The sequence below is a fragment of the Neoakkermansia glycaniphila genome, assembly GCF_900097105.1.
In the GTDB taxonomy this organism is placed as follows: domain Bacteria; phylum Verrucomicrobiota; class Verrucomicrobiia; order Verrucomicrobiales; family Akkermansiaceae; genus Akkermansia; species Akkermansia glycaniphila.
In genome coordinates, this window is sequence record NZ_LT629973.1 from 1,685,003 (window position 1) to 1,700,443 (window position 15,441).

General features: G+C 58.3%; 11 protein-coding genes. 5 read left to right on the plus strand and 6 right to left on the minus strand.

Annotated elements, in window-relative coordinates; genetic code table 11:
• The first annotated feature begins 48 nt into the window (after nt 1-48).
• Nucleotides 49-930 (plus strand): thioredoxin family protein, encoded by an 882-nt coding sequence (locus PYTT_RS07015; RefSeq protein ID WP_176712461.1) that lies wholly within the window; start codon nt 49-51, stop codon nt 928-930.
• An 85-nt stretch (nt 931-1,015) separates the two neighbouring features.
• Here PYTT_RS07015 and PYTT_RS07020 read toward each other — a convergent pair whose 3' ends face one another.
• From PYTT_RS07020 to PYTT_RS07030, 3 genes are read right to left on the minus strand one after another with little or no spacing between them, the layout of a single operon-like run.
• On the minus strand, nt 1,016-2,170 hold the full coding sequence (locus tag PYTT_RS07020; RefSeq protein WP_083076299.1) for an FtsX-like permease family protein: 1,155 nt from the start codon (nt 2,168-2,170) through the stop codon (nt 1,016-1,018).
• Nucleotides 2,133-2,765, minus strand: coding sequence for an ATP-binding cassette domain-containing protein (locus PYTT_RS07025; protein WP_067771639.1), 633 nt, complete (start codon nt 2,763-2,765; stop codon nt 2,133-2,135). Before PYTT_RS07025 ends, PYTT_RS07020 begins: the two co-directional genes overlap by 38 nt.
• Nucleotides 2,762-3,781 (minus strand): hypothetical protein, encoded by a 1,020-nt coding sequence (locus PYTT_RS07030; protein ID WP_067771636.1) that lies wholly within the window; start codon nt 3,779-3,781, stop codon nt 2,762-2,764. The genes PYTT_RS07025 and PYTT_RS07030 overlap by 4 nt, the downstream gene beginning before the upstream one ends.
• 179 nt (nt 3,782-3,960) lie before the next feature.
• On the opposite strand from PYTT_RS07030, the gene PYTT_RS07035 reads away from it, so the two are divergent.
• The 4 genes from PYTT_RS07035 (at nt 3,961) to PYTT_RS07050 (ending at nt 11,572) form a co-directional block, all read left to right on the plus strand.
• The gene (locus PYTT_RS07035) at nt 3,961-5,463 is read left to right on the plus strand and encodes a sulfatase-like hydrolase/transferase (protein ID WP_172801785.1); all 1,503 of its coding nucleotides are present in this window, start codon (nt 3,961-3,963) and stop codon (nt 5,461-5,463) included.
• A gap of 156 nt (nt 5,464-5,619) precedes the next feature.
• Nucleotides 5,620-8,178: a DNA topoisomerase (ATP-hydrolyzing) subunit B gene (gene gyrB / locus PYTT_RS07040; protein WP_067771630.1), complete on the plus strand. Its 2,559-nt coding sequence runs from the start codon at nt 5,620-5,622 to the stop codon at nt 8,176-8,178.
• A gap of 21 nt (nt 8,179-8,199) precedes the next feature.
• Nucleotides 8,200-10,824, plus strand: a complete 2,625-nt coding sequence (gene gyrA, locus PYTT_RS07045) for a DNA gyrase subunit A (RefSeq protein WP_067771627.1) — start codon at nt 8,200-8,202, stop codon at nt 10,822-10,824.
• A 157-nt stretch (nt 10,825-10,981) separates the two neighbouring features.
• Complete coding sequence (locus PYTT_RS07050; RefSeq protein ID WP_067771624.1) at nt 10,982-11,572, plus strand: hypothetical protein; 591 nt, start codon at nt 10,982-10,984, stop codon at nt 11,570-11,572.
• A 62-nt stretch (nt 11,573-11,634) separates the two neighbouring features.
• Here PYTT_RS07050 and PYTT_RS07055 read toward each other — a convergent pair whose 3' ends face one another.
• The 3 genes from PYTT_RS07055 to PYTT_RS07065 all read right to left on the minus strand — a co-directional run bounded on the left by PYTT_RS07055 (nt 11,635) and on the right by PYTT_RS07065 (nt 15,377).
• Nucleotides 11,635-13,221, minus strand: a complete 1,587-nt coding sequence (locus tag PYTT_RS07055) for a beta-N-acetylhexosaminidase (RefSeq protein ID WP_067771621.1) — start codon at nt 13,219-13,221, stop codon at nt 11,635-11,637.
• Nucleotides 13,222-13,353: 132 nt separating this feature from the next.
• Complete coding sequence (locus tag PYTT_RS07060) at nt 13,354-14,175, minus strand: hypothetical protein (RefSeq protein WP_067771617.1); 822 nt, start codon at nt 14,173-14,175, stop codon at nt 13,354-13,356.
• Nucleotides 14,172-15,377, minus strand: coding sequence for a hypothetical protein (locus PYTT_RS07065; protein ID WP_067771614.1), 1,206 nt, complete (start codon nt 15,375-15,377; stop codon nt 14,172-14,174). Before PYTT_RS07065 ends, PYTT_RS07060 begins: the two co-directional genes overlap by 4 nt.
• Between the last annotated feature and the right edge of the window lie 64 nt (nt 15,378-15,441).

Below are 15,441 nucleotides of genomic sequence, written 5' to 3' on the forward strand. Positions count from 1 at the left end.
ATGTTGAGTTCCGCCGCATCCATTGTTCTCTGTTGCACGATCAGTGTCGTGGATGAGCCTCGTACAGATCTTGTGTGGTTGGAGAATATCGAACAGGCTGTGCAGAAGGCGAAGGTGGAGCATAAATCCGTGTTGGCCAGTTTTCTGGGCCCGGATTGGGATGCCACCAGCCGAGCCGTGCGTGAGGAAGTGCTGCATACCCCGGCGTTTGCCGAATACGCGTCAAAACGTTTCGTCTGCGTTGAGATAAGGTTTCCGGGGTTCCGCCCGATATCGCCCGAGCGTTGCAAGTATAATACGGAGCTGAAGAACCGCTTTCAGGTAGGGTCATACCCCAGTCTGGTGCTTTTGGATGCCAACGGCCTGCCTTATGCCCAGGTGGTTGGCGGCGAGGAGCTGCTGGATGCGAACGAGTGGATCGGCCAGCTGAAGCTCACATTCAGGGTGAAGGAGAAGTTCGATGCCCTGATGCAGGATGCCCGGCATTCCAGCGGCATGGCCCGTGCGACTTTGCTGGCGCATGGCGTGGAGCTTATTCCGGAGAATTTGCAGCTTTGCTATGAGCCGGTGATGCAGGAAATCGTCAAGATGGATCCGGATGATATGCTGGGTTTCGCCAAAAAGCTGGATAAGCTGGTGCGGCACCGGGATCAGAGCGAGAGGCTCGACACGTTGCGCGATCTCGTGTCGGACCAGAAGTTCGATGAAGCGGATGTGATGGTGGATGAGATGCTCGCCAGCACGGATCTCCTGCCCGAGATGCGCCAGAAGCTGCTGGCCCGTTACCAGATGCACCGCTACGCCGTGCGCAAGAAGGATATGCGCAAGGCCTACGAGATTCTCAAGGCCGCCTACGATGCGGCTCCTTCTTCGGAGATGGCTCCGAAGCTGAAGGAACAGCTGACCCGCATGAAGCTGTACGTCGAGTAGGGCGTTGCATGATCGTTGAACCGCCCGGTTCACAGAAGGGCCGCTATCAAGGGCGGCCGTTTTTGTGCTCTCAGGCGGAGGAATTTTATTTCAGCACGCGGCCGATTTCACGTCGGGCGGCAAAGACGATGGGGATCGAGGAGATGAGGACGCAGGCGATCAGTGCGCAGGCAAGCAGCTGCACGTCCGGCATGATTTCCGGGAGGGTGAGAGTTTTGTTGCCCAGTCTGAAGAATTCGCGCAGGACGATCTTCTGTGCTTCCATGAAAGCGAAGACTGCCGCGACGAAGGCGATGGCGACCAGAAAGAGGTTTTCGATGATGAAGGAGCCGACGAGCAGGATGGGATGGATGCCGAAGCTCTTCATGAGCGTGTAGATGTATTCGTTCTGCCGGTATTCCATGGAGGCCAGCGCCGTGAGCAGGATGCCGACGATGACGGCGATGCCGATGGAGAAGCCGGCGCGGCATTCCGCCTGGTTGCTCATGATGAGCTCCATGTCTTTCAGCAGTTTGGAGATGGTGGTGACGTTGAGGCGTTTGTTGTCCAGCCTGCCCAGGGTTTTGAAGTAGTCTTCCACGCGCTTGAGGGCTGCATAGCTCATTTCATCGAGCTTGAGGAGAACGCTCGTGAGGTTGCTGCGGGCATTGAATGTGGCGGCCAGTTCGGGGGCGACGAGGATGAATCCCCGGGAGTTGCCGCTCAATTGGGCGCAGACGAGGCTGTCCTCCGGGATGCCGAGAATGCGGACGTCGCGCACGATGCTTCCTCCATTGCCGCTGATGGTGAGGCGTTCCGGCCCGTCTCGCAGCGTGGCGTTCTGTGTTTTGGGGTAGAGGAGTACGGGCTGCCCTTCGTTGATGGGGTAGAATTCGGCAAGTTGCGTGTTGGAGTAGGTGTAGATGGGGTAGTTGTCCGTGCCGATGTTGGCCGATCCGACGCTGTGCAGGATGACGGCCTTGCATCCGAATGTTTCTTCGTAGAACTGAGGGTCGTCCGTCAGGCTTGAAGTGGCGTTTTGCGGAGTGATTTCCATGATGCTCGCGAAGTCGCCTCCCTGCTGGCGTATCTGGCTCGATACGTTTTTGGCGGTGAGGACGTAGTTCGCCATGAAACACAAGGAACACAGGGAGAGGAAGAAGACGACGAGGAGGCGAGCCAGCGGGCTCGAGAGTCGGGTTATCCACCGATGGAACGTATCCTTAGCGAGATACAGGCATGTCAAAATCAATGATTTCATCGGCGGTGTCGAAGAGGCGCACGTCGTGCGTGCTGATGATCCAGATTTTGTCGGCCATGTCGTTCCGGATCAGGTTTTTGATGATGTCCGTATTGCCGTCGTCCAGGCCGGAGGTCGGTTCGTCGAGCAGTACGATTTCGGAGTTTTTCATGAGCGTGCGGGCGAGGGCCGCGCGCTGGGACTGGCCGCCGGAGAGTTTGTCCGCGCGGCGTTTGCGGAGGTCGGCGAGGCCGAGGGCTTCGAGCAGGTGGTTGCAGCGGGGTTGCCAGTCCTTGCGTGGGAGCATGGCCATTTCGGCGCAGAGCCGCAGGTTGCGTTCCACGCTGACGAGGGGCAGCAGGTTGATGCCCTGGAACATGTAGGAGGCGTGCTTGCGGCGGTAGGCTCGGCTCGTGACTTTATCGCCGCTGGGCGTGATGATGTTGCCCTTGTTGATTTTGAGGTACCCGGCGAGGATTTTGAGCAGCGTCGTTTTGCCGCTGCCGGAGTATCCCTTGAGGATGGTGATACCGGGAGGGAAGGTGAAGGAGAAGTCCTTGATGACGGGAGCTTTGCGCGAATACCCGAATGTGATGTGATCGCAGACGAGATTCATTTGGGGCGGAGAATGATGCTCTTTTCGGCGATGAGGACGATGTTGTAGTCGGGATAGACCCGTTCGACGAGATTTTCCCAGCTGTAGGCGGTGGCGGCTTCCGGTCTTCTGGCGAGTTCCAGCCGGGAGACGACCGTGTCGTTGCCGTCGCTCTTGTAATAGAGGGTGACGCGCGGGCGGGAGGCGATCATGTCGTAGGCCCGTTCGTTGTCCTCGGGGGAGAGCTTGAAGAAGTACAGGATGGAGGTGTTGCTGGCCGAACCGCCTGCTGAGGATACCTGCTTGCGGTCGAACTCGCCCTTCATCAGTTTGCCTTCGGAGAGGGTGATCCGGGCGCAGATTTTTTTGCCGTCGAGCTGGGTGATTTCCGCATTGGTGATGGGGCAGGTGATGTAGAAGGAGGAGTCGTCGTAAGCGGTGGCGAACTGGGGCTGGGTAGGCATCATTTCCATTTCCATGGGCGCGTCGAGATCCTTCGGCAGGGGGAAGCTGTATTGCAGGCGGCCGTCGAAGGGCATCTTCATCACATACTTGTCGAGCTTCTTGTCGTAGGTTTCCCGTTCGAGGCGTTCGGAGGTTTCGAGGTTTTTCTCCGCCAGCGCGATGCGTTCATCGGTATCCTTGATGACGTCCTTGTTGTCGGCTCCGGTCGGTTTCGGTGCCATTTTGCGTTCTTCTTCGGGCAGGGAGAAGTAGAATTCGATGTCGCGCTTTTGCTTCTGCATGTTGCGGATGTCGTCGCGCTTGGTCATTTTGTTGGTCCGAATGCGCGTTTCCATGTCCTCCTTTTCCTGCTTCAATTGTTCGTCGTTGAGCTTGGCGAAGACGGTTCCCTTCGCAATGCGGCCTTCGGGATCGATCAGGTTGGTGACGGTTCCCTTTTCGGGCAGGGTGAACGGGCGCATTTGTTCCGGCACGATGGATCCTTCATAGGTGCCGATCGGAATGAGTACTTCCTTGCCTTGGCAAAGGAAGCATGAAACGATGCTGAGCAGGGGGAAAACGGTCTTGAGCATAACAAAGGGCCATGCGGGCTGTTCCGCAGTATCCGCCAGCCGATGGTGAAAGTCAAGCCGCTTTTGCATGCCTCGGGGTGGCGGAGAGGTGTTGGAATGCAGGGAGCAAAGGCCGGAAAATCAGGCTGTTCCCGGCTTTGGACTTGCCATTTTCTGACAAACCATGCATGATGACGGCCATGGTGCGTTACCTGTTCTGTTTTCTGTTGTCGGTGTGCAGCATGGCGTTTGCCGCGACGGAAATCTCGCCGAAACGGCCGAATATCGTCGTGATTCTGGCGGACGATATGGGCTGGTCCGATCTCGGGTGCTACGGGTCGGAGATTGCGACGCCGCATATCGATTCTCTGGCGAAGCAAGGCATGCTGGCGACGCGCTGCTATACCGTGCCGCGCTGTTCTCCTTCCCGGGCTTCGTTGTTGACGGGCATGTACCCGCAGAGCGTTGGCGTGGGCCATCTGGACAAGGATCTCGGACGACCCGGCTACCGCGGGCATCTGGACCCGTCCATTCCCACTCTCCCCGAACTCTTGCGCAACAAGGCGGGTTACCGCACCTATATGTCCGGCAAGTGGCATGTGGGCACAGGAGACGGCTGGTATCCGTGGCAGCGCGGATTCGATCGTTACCGCGGGCTGCTGAGCGGGGCGAACGGCTATTATACGCTCGATCCCGGCCGCAAGATGGCGGAAGACGGCCGCATGCTGGAAGCCGGAGATTTGCCCAAGGATTTCTTCATGACGGACGATATTACCGGAAAGGCCATCGAGTACCTGAAGGATGCCGCCAAGACGCCGGACAAGCCGTTTTTCCTGTATGTGGCCTATACGGCTCCGCATACTCCGCTCGAAGCTCCCAAGGCGACGGTGGACAAGTATATCGGTTCCTACGCCCGGCAGGGGTTCGCCGCTGTGCAGAACAAGAGGCTTGCCAGGCAGAAGAAGCTGGGGCTTGTCCGCAAGGATGCGGCCATTCCTGCGGAGCGCACTCTGCCTGCCGTTTGTTCGAAGGAAGACGATGTGAATATGGCGCTGTATGCCGCGCAGATCGTGGAGATGGACAAGGGTGTGGGCCGCTTGATCGACGCATTGAAGCGGCAGAAGCAGTGGAATAATACCGTCGTCATGTTCCTTTCCGACAACGGGGCGACGAAGGAGATGCCCGGGCGGAATTACGAGCCGTATCCCGGCCATCCGCGCAAAACGAGTGGTTATGGCAAGGCATGGGCAAGCGTGTCCAATACGCCGTATAAGGGTTACAAGATCCAGACCTATGAAGGAGGCGTGGCCGTGCCGTGCATCATCCGCATGCCGGGCATGGAGCAAGGTGCGCTGTATCATGCGCCGATGCACTTTATGGATATTGCCCCCTCCATTTTGCGATGGGCCGGAGTACAGCCGGAAAAGCCCATGGACGGCATGGCGGAGCCATGGAAGAAACCGGGGGCGAAAAGGACTATTTTTTGCGAACACGAGGGCAACAGGATGGTGATGACGCCGGAGTACAAGCTCGTCTATGCGAAGCAGAAAAAGGCGTGGGAATTGTATGCCGTCGACGACCGGGCGGAGCTCCGGGATGTGGCTGCCGGGCACAAGGATGTGGTGGACGATTTGAAGAAACGGTACGCGGACTGGGCCGCTACGCACCAGGTTGACGACAAGGTGAAGAATTACTATCCGTGACGCGTGGCCGGAGGGGTGTCTTAAGCGTTGATGGAAAGAGAAATGCGTTTTGCTTTCGCCCGTGTGTGAGAAGGATGGGCCTGCAGGGGGTGTTTCTCGCCGAAACGATTGATTTTTCTTGTATTTTCATACGCGCGCGCGTATAATTGCGCGCGTATGACTGATGAAAACCATGAGGCCGGCATCCCCAAAGTGGATACCGGCGCTCAGCAAGAATACAGTGCGGCCCAGATTGACAAGTTGGAAGGTCTTGAGGCGGTGCGCAAGCGCCCCGGAATGTACATCGGCGACCCTGACGAACGAGGATTGCACCATTGTGTGTTTGAAGTGTTGGACAACTCGATCGACGAACATCTCGCCGGCTACTGCACCAAGATCGAAATCGCCATTCATGTCGATTGCTCCATTTCCATTATCGACAACGGCCGCGGCATCCCGGTGGACGTTCATCCGAAGTTCGGCATTCCCGCCGTCGAGCTGGTGCTGACCAATCTGCACGCGGGCGGCAAGTTCGGGCAGGGCGCATACAAATACTCCGGCGGCCTGCACGGCGTGGGTGCGAAGTGCGTGAACGCCCTTTCCGACTGGTTCAAGGCGGAAGTGCGCCGCGACGGCAAGCGCTACCAGATCAAGTTCGAGCGCGGCCACACCATCGAGCCTCTCCGCGTCGTCGGTGAAGCACCGGCGGGCGTGACCGGTACGACGATCACCTTCTTCCCGGATGCGACTATCTTCACCGATACCATCGAGTTCAAGTTCGACCGCATGACGACGCGTCTTCGCGAGCTGGCATTCCTGAATCCCGGTCTCATCATCGAACTGCGCGACGAGCGCGATGCGCCCCATCGCAAGGAAACCTTCTATTACAGGGACGGCATCATCGAGTTTGTCCGCCAGCTCGGCACGAACAAGGAAGTCATCAATGAAGATCCCATTTGCATTTCCGGCCTCCGTAAGGTCGAAGTCGAATACGACGGCAAAAAGATGGATGACGACGTTCTCGTCGATGTCGTGTTCCAGTACAACAATACGTACGAAACGAACATTCTCTGCTTTGCCAACTCCATCTACAACGGCGACGGCGGCACCCACCTTTCCGGCTTCCGCGGCGCGCTGACGCGCGTCATCAACGGCTATGCCAAGGCCAACGGCCTGCTGAAGGACAAGGACCCTTCCCTGAGCGGCGAAGACGTGCGCGAAGGTCTCGTCGCCGTCATCTCCGTGAAGATGCCGAACCCCCGTTTCTCCTCGCAGACGAAGGACAAGCTCGTCAATACCGAGATCGAAGGCGTCGTCGGCAATGTCGTGTATGAAGAAATCAAAACCTTCTTTGAAGAGAATCCCGCGATTGCCAAAAAGATCATCGACAAGAGCATTACCGCCTCCCGCGCCCGCGAAGCCGCCCGCAAGGCCCGCGAAACCGTGCGCAAGAGCGCGCTTTCCATCGGCGGCCTTCCCGGCAAGCTGGCGGACTGCTCCGACCGCGACCCGAAGAAGTGCGAACTCTTCATCGTGGAAGGTGACTCCGCAGGCGGCTCCGCCAAGATGGGACGCGACCGCCGCACGCAGGCCATCCTTCCGCTGCGCGGCAAGGTGCTGAACGTCGAAAAGGCTCGTCTGGACAAGGCGTTGTCCAACAAGGAAATCCAGAATATGATTACCGCCATCGGTGCCGGTATCGGTGACGGCGAGGACGAAGGCTCCTTCAACCTCGAGAAGGTGCGCTACCACAAGATCGTCATCATGACCGACGCCGACGTGGACGGCGCGCACATCCGCACGCTGCTTCTCACCTTCTTCTGCCGCCACATGCCGCAGCTCGTCCGCGCCGGGTATCTCTACATCGCGCAGGCCCCGCTGTACCGCGTCATCCGCAAGAAGAAGGAAGAGTACGTGCAGGACGATATCGCACTGAACCGCAAGCTCATCGAGCTGGCTGTGAACGATGTGACGCTGCGCCGCGCGGACGGAGAACGTACCTTCTCCTCCGAAGAGCTCTCCACCATTCTCGACGTGCTGGTCAACCTCCAGCGCTACATCGATTCCATGCAGGCGCAGGGCGGCGAGTTCTCCGCGCTGCTCAAGCACCGCGAAACCTGCGGCGACTTCCCCGAATACCTCGTCAAGATCCGTTGCGGCAACGATGAAGAAGTGCAGTACTTCCACGATACGGAAGCCCTCGCCGCCTTCTCGAATGAAAACCGCGACCTCTTCATCTTCGGCGTGCCGTCGGAAGAAGAACTGCTGGCGAATCCGCTCCCGGTGCGCGAAGGCCCGAGCCGCCGCGCCCTCACGCACGAATTGCATGAGGCCAAGGCCATTGCGCGCCTTCTCGTGCGCCTTGAAGAACTCGGTATTCCGGGCAGCATGATCCTTTCGGAGGATGCGCCGCTCTTCGAACTCGTCGAAGGCGAGGGCGACAAGCAGAAAGTCGTTTCCCTCTTCTCAGTGACGGACATCCTCGAAACCGTCATCAACATCGGCAAGCGCGGCGTCGAGATCACACGATTCAAGGGCTTGGGCGAAATGGACGCCAAGGACCTGTTCAAGACGACGATGGACCCGGAAAAACGCGAACTGCTGCGCGTCGTGCTGAACGATGACAACGCCGTCCGCGCCGACGAAATGTTCACCATCCTGATGGGAGACGTCGTCGAACCTCGCAAGAACTACATCGTCGACCACGCACTCAACGTCCGCAACCTCGACATCTAACCCCCATCCACCTTTTCTATCATGGAAAACAATCGAATCAGACCTGTGGACGTAGCCAGCGAGCTTTCGACCTCCTTCCTGGACTACTCCATGTCCGTCATCATCTCCCGCGCCCTGCCGGACGTGCGCGACGGCCTCAAGCCCTCGCAGCGCCGCATCCTGTACGCGATGAAGGAGCTGAACCTCAGCCCCGGCGGCAAGACGCGCAAATGCTCCAAGATCGTGGGCGATACGATGGGTAACTACCACCCGCACGGCGACCAGGCCATCTACGGCACCCTCGTCAACATGGCCCAGAACTGGTCCATGCGCGACATCCTCGTCATCGGGCAGGGCAACTTCGGCACGCCGGACGGCGACCCCGCCGCCGCCTCCCGATACACCGAAGCCAAGCTCTCCGGCATGGGGCTGGCCCTGATGGCCGACCTCGACAAGGATACCGTCGACTTCGTGCCGACGTACGACAACGAGCATACCGAGCCCGTCGTCTTCCCGTCCGCCTTCCCGAACCTCCTCGTCAACGGGGGCACCGGCATCGCCGTCGGCATGGCCACCAACATGGCTCCGCACAACCTCGGCGAAGTGGTGGACGGCATTTGCGCCACCATCGACAACCCCCAGATGACCGCAAACGACCTGCGCGCCTACATCAAGGGGCCGGACTTCCCGACGGGCGGCGACATCCTCGGCTATTCCGGCATCGACAATTATTTCCGTACCGGGCGCGGCTCCGTCCGCATCCGCGGCAAGATCGACATCGAGCAGACCGACAGCGGCAAGGACCTCCTCATCATCCGCGAAGTTCCCTACGGCGTGAACCGCGCCGCCCTGCAGGAACGCATCGCCGAGCTGTACAAGGAAAAGATCCTGACGGATATTTCCGGCATCCGCGACCTTTCGGACGAAATCACCTGCATCGAAATCGAGCTCAAGCGCGATGCCCGTCCGCAGGTCGTCGTCAACCAGCTCTACAAGCTCACGGCCATGGAAACCTCCTTCTCCGTGAACATGCTGGCCATTCACGACAACCGCCCGAAAACGCTCACGATGCTCGATGCCATCAACTTCTACATCGAGCACCGCCGCGAAGTCGTCGTGCGCCGCACGCGCTACCTCCTCGGCGAAGCGGAAAAGGATGCCGAACGCCTCGAAGCCTTCCTGCTGGCCCTCGGCCACATGGACGATTTCATCCGTATCATCCGCGAATCGAAGAACCGCGACGAAGCCCGCGAACGCCTGCAGGCCTACACCTTCTCCACCCAGACGGCGGAGCAGCTCGGCATCCTCATCCGCTCGCAGGCCTCCGTACAGGGAGACCGCTACGTCTTCACCGACCGGCAGGTCAACTCCATTCTCGACCTACGCCTCTACCAGCTCACCGCCCTTGAAAACGACAAGATCTCCGGCGACTATGCCGAACTTCTCGTCCGCATCAAGGACTACCTCGACATCCTGGCCAACGAATCCCGCGTGCTCGGCATCGTGAAGAGCGAACTCATCGCCATCAAGGACAAATACGCTACCCCGCGCATTACCCGCATTATCCCCTTTGAAGGAGATATGGCGATCGAAGACCTCATCCCGAACGACACGATGATCGTCACCATCACCCACAGCGGCTACATCAAGCGCACCAGCTCCGCCGAATACCGCGTGCAGGCGCGCGGCGGCAAGGGCGTGAAGGCCGCCACCACGAAGGGGGCGAAAAAGGATGCCGAAGCCGACTTCATCGAGCATCTCTTCGCCGCCCAGAACCACGACTACCTCATGTTCTTCACGAACACCGGGCGCGTGTATGTGGACCGCGTGTATGAAATCGACGAAGCGGCGCGCAGCGCACAGGGCCGCAGCATCAAGAACCTGCTCGACCTCCAGCCCGAAGAAGCCATCGCCGCCATTCTGCGCCTCGAACGCAAGGTGGACGACAACGGCAACGACATCACCTTCGCCGAAGGCAGCGGCAACGTCGTCTTCGCCACGAAGGACGGCACCGTCAAGAAGACCAGCCTCAACGACTTCGTCAATTACCGCAAGGCGGGCATCATCGCCATCAACCTCGAAGAAGGCAACAGCCTCGTCAACGCCGCGCTGACCACGGGCGGAAACGAAGTTGTCCTCGTCACGCACGACGGCATGAGCATCCGCTTCCCGGAAGACGATCTCCGCACGCAAGGCCGCAACACCATCGGCGTGCGCGGCATCCGTCCTCGCACGGGCGACTACGTCGTGGCTCTCGCCATTGTTGATCCGACGAAGACGCTCCTCGTGGCCTCCGAAAACGGCCTCGGCAAGCGTACTCCCTTCGACGAATACCGCGTCCAGAGCCGCGGGGGCACCGGCGTCAAGACCATGAATTGCACGGAGAAAACGGGCAAGGTCGTCTCGGCCACCGTCGTGTCGGATGAAGACGAACTCATGCTCATGACCACCGCCGGGCAATCCGTCCGCATCAAGGTGGCCACCATCCGCGAAACGGGCCGCGCTACGCAGGGTGTCAAACTCATGACTCTCGCCTCCAACGAACGCATTCAGGACATCTCCATCGTCATCCCCGACGATGAAGACGAACTGCCGGAAACCGATGCAGCAGGAGAACCTGCCGAAGGAGGCGAAAGCGCTCCGGCACAGGAACCCGCTGCGGAATAAACGGCTCGCTGTTCATCCGGATTTTCACAGGCCGCCTCCCGCATGGTGAGGCGGCCTTTTTTTGCCTTGTCGGGGCATGCTGAGTCGTGCATCATAGACCGCGTGCGGTGCATGCACGGCATGTTGCATGCGCCGCTTCCTCCTGATAGAAACACCTATGAAAATCAAGAATGCCCTGATAGTCACCGCCGGATTGCTATCGCTGGCCGGACTGGTGCAATGCACCCATTATGCGTGGAAAGAAGTTCGTTTGTCTCCCGAGGAGAAGCAGGATTACGAATTCTGGCTGTCCACGCATCAACGGTCGTACCATATCCGGTTGCAGGATGGAGTGCAGACGGTCGAGATGGAAACATGGGAGGATGGGAAAATGCATGATACGAATGAGGCTGCCGGGGTTAAAATGGTGAAAAAAACGCGCCGCCTTCCTGTGCCGGACAAGAGGCTGAATCAGCTGATCGAGAAGTTCGTCCAGACGGGGCAATTCTGTTACGATAGCGAAAACGATTTTCTCAGGATCGAGGGTGTGTGCCTCGGCGCCGGCTGGAAAAGCGGGAACAAGAGCCATTCATGGAACCTGCTGTGGGAAAAAGTGCAGGAAAAGCTGCGGGAGCCTTACAATGAACTGAATCTTTATCTGTACCTGAGCAACCCGCAATGGAATCAATACCCGGAAGCATTTCCGCTGCTGACGACGGAACCTCCGCCCCATGTATCCCCTCAGTCGCCCGGAAATATGCGGAGGTGAGGGCAGCAAAAACGGCAGACCTTGCATGGCCTGCCGTTTCGGATAAAGGGTATGTAGCCGCGTCAGGGTTTGACGGCGGGCTCGTTGTCCATGGTGCGTTCGAGCGTGTAGCCGAAGCGTTTTTCAAAGGGCTTTTTGTGGGCTTCCATCTTTTGCTGGAATCGCTCCCAGCTCCATGCGGATTTCGGGCTCCATCCCTTTTCCGCTACTGCCATGGCGCGCGGGTAGGCCCGGTACAGCGTGTGTTCCAGCGTGGGAAGCTGTTCTGCCCACAGCGTGCAGTGCACGCCGACGATGTGATCCACCTGGTCGGCGGGTTTGCCCTGCGTGGGGTCGAGCTGGTAGCATTTTTCAAGAGTGACCATGGGCATCCATCCGCGGTTGCTGTGGCCGGGAAGCTGCGGGTAGTCCAGATAGCAGTGTTCGCCCGGGGTCAGTACCAACTTGAGGCCGGCCTTTTTCGTGGCATTCACCGTGGCGGGCGTTTTGCCCAGGCGCCATGTGTAGACGGTCTGCCCTTTCTGGTAGAAATCGTCTTCCAGCTCGAACCAGAACTGGGCTTCCTTGCCGTATTTGGCGAGGAGGGAGGTCATATCCTTGAAGAACCCGCGCATTTCTTCGTTCGTATTTTTCTGTCCCTTGGCCTTGCGTGCTTCGGTGCAGGCTGCGCAGAGTTCCCAGCGTTCTGCCGGGGCTTCGTCGCCGCCGAGATGGATGATCTTGCCGGGGAAAATGTCGGCCAGCTGTTTGACTGCGGCTTCGTAGAACTTCCACATTTCCTTGCTTTGCGGGCACAGCAGATGGTAGCTGACGCCGCCGGAACGCCGGGTTTTGACATCCTGGGGAGCGGTCAGCAGTTCCTGTTTCTGGGCGTCGTTTTTGCTTGTGTAGGCTTGCGTCTGCTTGAATGCTTCCACCTTGTCCGCGGAGGGATTCTGGCAGAATAATTCGGGGTAGGCTTCGCAAAGAGCCTGGTTGTGGCCCGGTACGTCGATCTCGGGCACGACGTCGATGCCCCTTGCCTTGCAGTACGCGACGAGGTCTTTCAGCTCCTGTGCCGTGTACATGCCGCTGGAGGCGGGCATCCAGCCGGGGCCGCCGCCATCGCCGGGGCCGCGCGTGGATGCCACTGTCTTCAGGCGGTCGTATCCCGGCACAGGGAAGCGCCAGCCCTGATCGTCCGTGAGGTGGAGGTGAAGGACATTGAATTTGTAGAAGTGCATGACATCCACGAACTTTTTGAGATCCTCCAGAGGCATGAAGGAGCGGGCGACGTCGCACATCATGCCGCGCCATGCGTAGGCGGGCTTGTCCGTGATGGTGCCGCAGGGGATGCCGGCCGGCGATGCGCCGAGCTGGTCTTCGAGTTGCAGAATGGTGATTTTGGCGTTTTCAAGGCCGCGTTTGTCGGCGTAGCGGATGCTGATGCCTTGCGGCGTGATGTCGAGGGCATAGCCTTCTGCGCCGAGGGATGGATCGAGCTTGGCATTTTTGATGTCGAAGCGGAGATTCTGGGTCATCCCCTGTTTCTGCTCGATGCGGACGGGTTCGGGAATGATGTTGTATGAAGGTCCGCCGTTTTCGTTTGCATGGAGCGAGCCGGACAAACAGGCGAGAGATGCGAGAAGGAATGTGGATTTCTTGAACATGGCGGCAAGGATGGCTGTACTGCTGCATGCAGATACGGTATCAATTATACGCAGTCTGCAGGGAATTCTTTCAAACAGGATGCTTGATCGGTATTCCGGTGATGATGATGGGGCAAGTTTCCGGCATCTGTGCTATGGTTGGAGTTGTTCTCTGGCATCCAAATACCGTTGTTTCATTTTTTTCCGGCCGCTGGAGATATCGCCTCCGTATGCCTTGGCTTCTTTTTCGCTCATCAGGCGATTGTATGTGTGGAGTTCCTGCAAGGTGGAGATGCCCATTTCCCTGATGCGGCGGTCGAGGGTAGGGAGGGAGTCGCCGGGTGTGGTGTAGATTCTTTCTCCGGCTTCCGTCGGCATGACGAAGTGCGTGCCGGGGCATTGCTGCGCCAGCTTCTTCATGGAGTGGAGGAGAGGAAGGGCGGCTTCGTTGCAGTCGATGACAAGGGCGACGATTTCTTTCTCGGCAAGGAAGAGTTGGCGAAAGGCGGACATTTCCTTGGCGTCGGCAACCCGGAAGATATGAGGGATGAAGGAGATGTCTCTCAAGGCATAAGTGCCGCTGTTGCTCGGATATTCGATTTTGTGGAAGAGTATTTCGATGATTCCTTGTTTGAGGAAGATTTGGATATGGTGCCCCGAGTCTTGCAGGCTGCTGTCGCCGTCGCGGGGTTCTTCAAACCGCTGGTAGGTGAAGAAGGGTTGACCATCCAGCCGCAATTCGGTTGGCTTGAAAGGGTGCATCGGCAGGATGGTGAAGGCGGCGTAGAAGGCAGGGAAGAGGTCCAGCCCTGTTTTGTTCGCCATTTCTTTGCTGGAGATGTCGATGATGTTGATGTGGCTCTGCGGGAGTTCCCTGGCTTTGAATTCGATGCCGTCAAGACGCGCTAAAGAGAGTTCCGGTTGTTTGGCATGGGCGAAGCAGGCGAGTGCGAGAAGAAGAGGAAGGAATTTCATGGGTGTGCAGCAGGTGCGGTGGGATGCCCGTTTTTTTGTTTGAGGGCTTCGACGAAGGGTTCATCGACGGTTTCCATGCGTTCCGCAATTTGCCGGAGTCTGTTCGATCCGTAGAAGCCTTTTTTCCGGAGCTCGTCGATGACTGCTTTTTTCTGTTGCTGCATGGCCTCCCAACGTTTTTGCAGGTAGGGAAGAAAACCGTGTCCATCGTATTCATCCTCTTGAAGATCAGTTCGGAAAGATTTGATTTTATCCTGCATGTCTTCGTTTTCCAACCATATTTCCATACTGCGGGCGCAGCGGTCGGCCGATTCCTTGTCCGTTGCCAGTAGCAGAAGGTTGACCGGCGCGAGAAACAGGAAATTCTCCGTATCTTTCGTGTTGTAGCCGCCCATGTTGGATGTTTCTTTCTTCCATGTTTCTACGGGAAGCGGGTCGAGGAAAATGCCGGGCGGGCAGGGCAAAGGGCGACGGTATTCCGGCGGGAGAGGGATCGGTAGAGAGTTTTGAAGCGGCAGGATGATCTTGCCCGATGGGAGCGCGATGCGGTGAATCGTTTCCGTCAGAAAGGCGGCAGCCGGGTAGATTTCCCCCTGGTTCACAAAATCACCATACAGAGGCCACCATGCCGAGACCTGGCCTTGTCCGTTTGTTTTGGCTTCGGTCGTGATTTCGTGGACTTCATCATCGGAGTAATGGCCTTTCCTCAGTTTGCGGATGACGATCGTGTCGGTATGCGCTGGCAGCTTCATGGTGGGCAGATCTTCGTCGAGGGAATATCTGGTTCCATCTTTCCAAAAGGAGTCGTTGCCGAAGTCGGAAGAGAAAAGTACGTTGGGACCCACCCCTCCATTGGGGCGCGCCAAGGCTTCTTTCCATTCCTGTGCAGCGAGCCGCTCCAGATCTTCGCCTCCAAGTATGGTGAGGTCATAGCGGGAGTGGTTGGTGTATCTGCAAGTGAGGACGGGAGTGTCGCCATTCGGCTGGAAGGAGATGATTTCAGCCGATAACCAATGGCGGATGTCGGGAATTCCGGGTTTCCTGCCATAGAATAAATCCCAGTCTTTCGGCTCCATGTCAGAGGCGTTGGCTTCTACCGGAGTTCGGTTTTCCGGGGCGGGCGTGTTTTGGCTGGCGGCGGGCTGTGCCGTGGCGGAGAGCAGGCCGCAGAGGAGGAGCAGGCGTATGATGGTCGGTTGCATATCGGGTGATGGGTTGATTGATGATGAAACGAAGCGGCGCACCGGGTGTTTGGATATGGTCGGC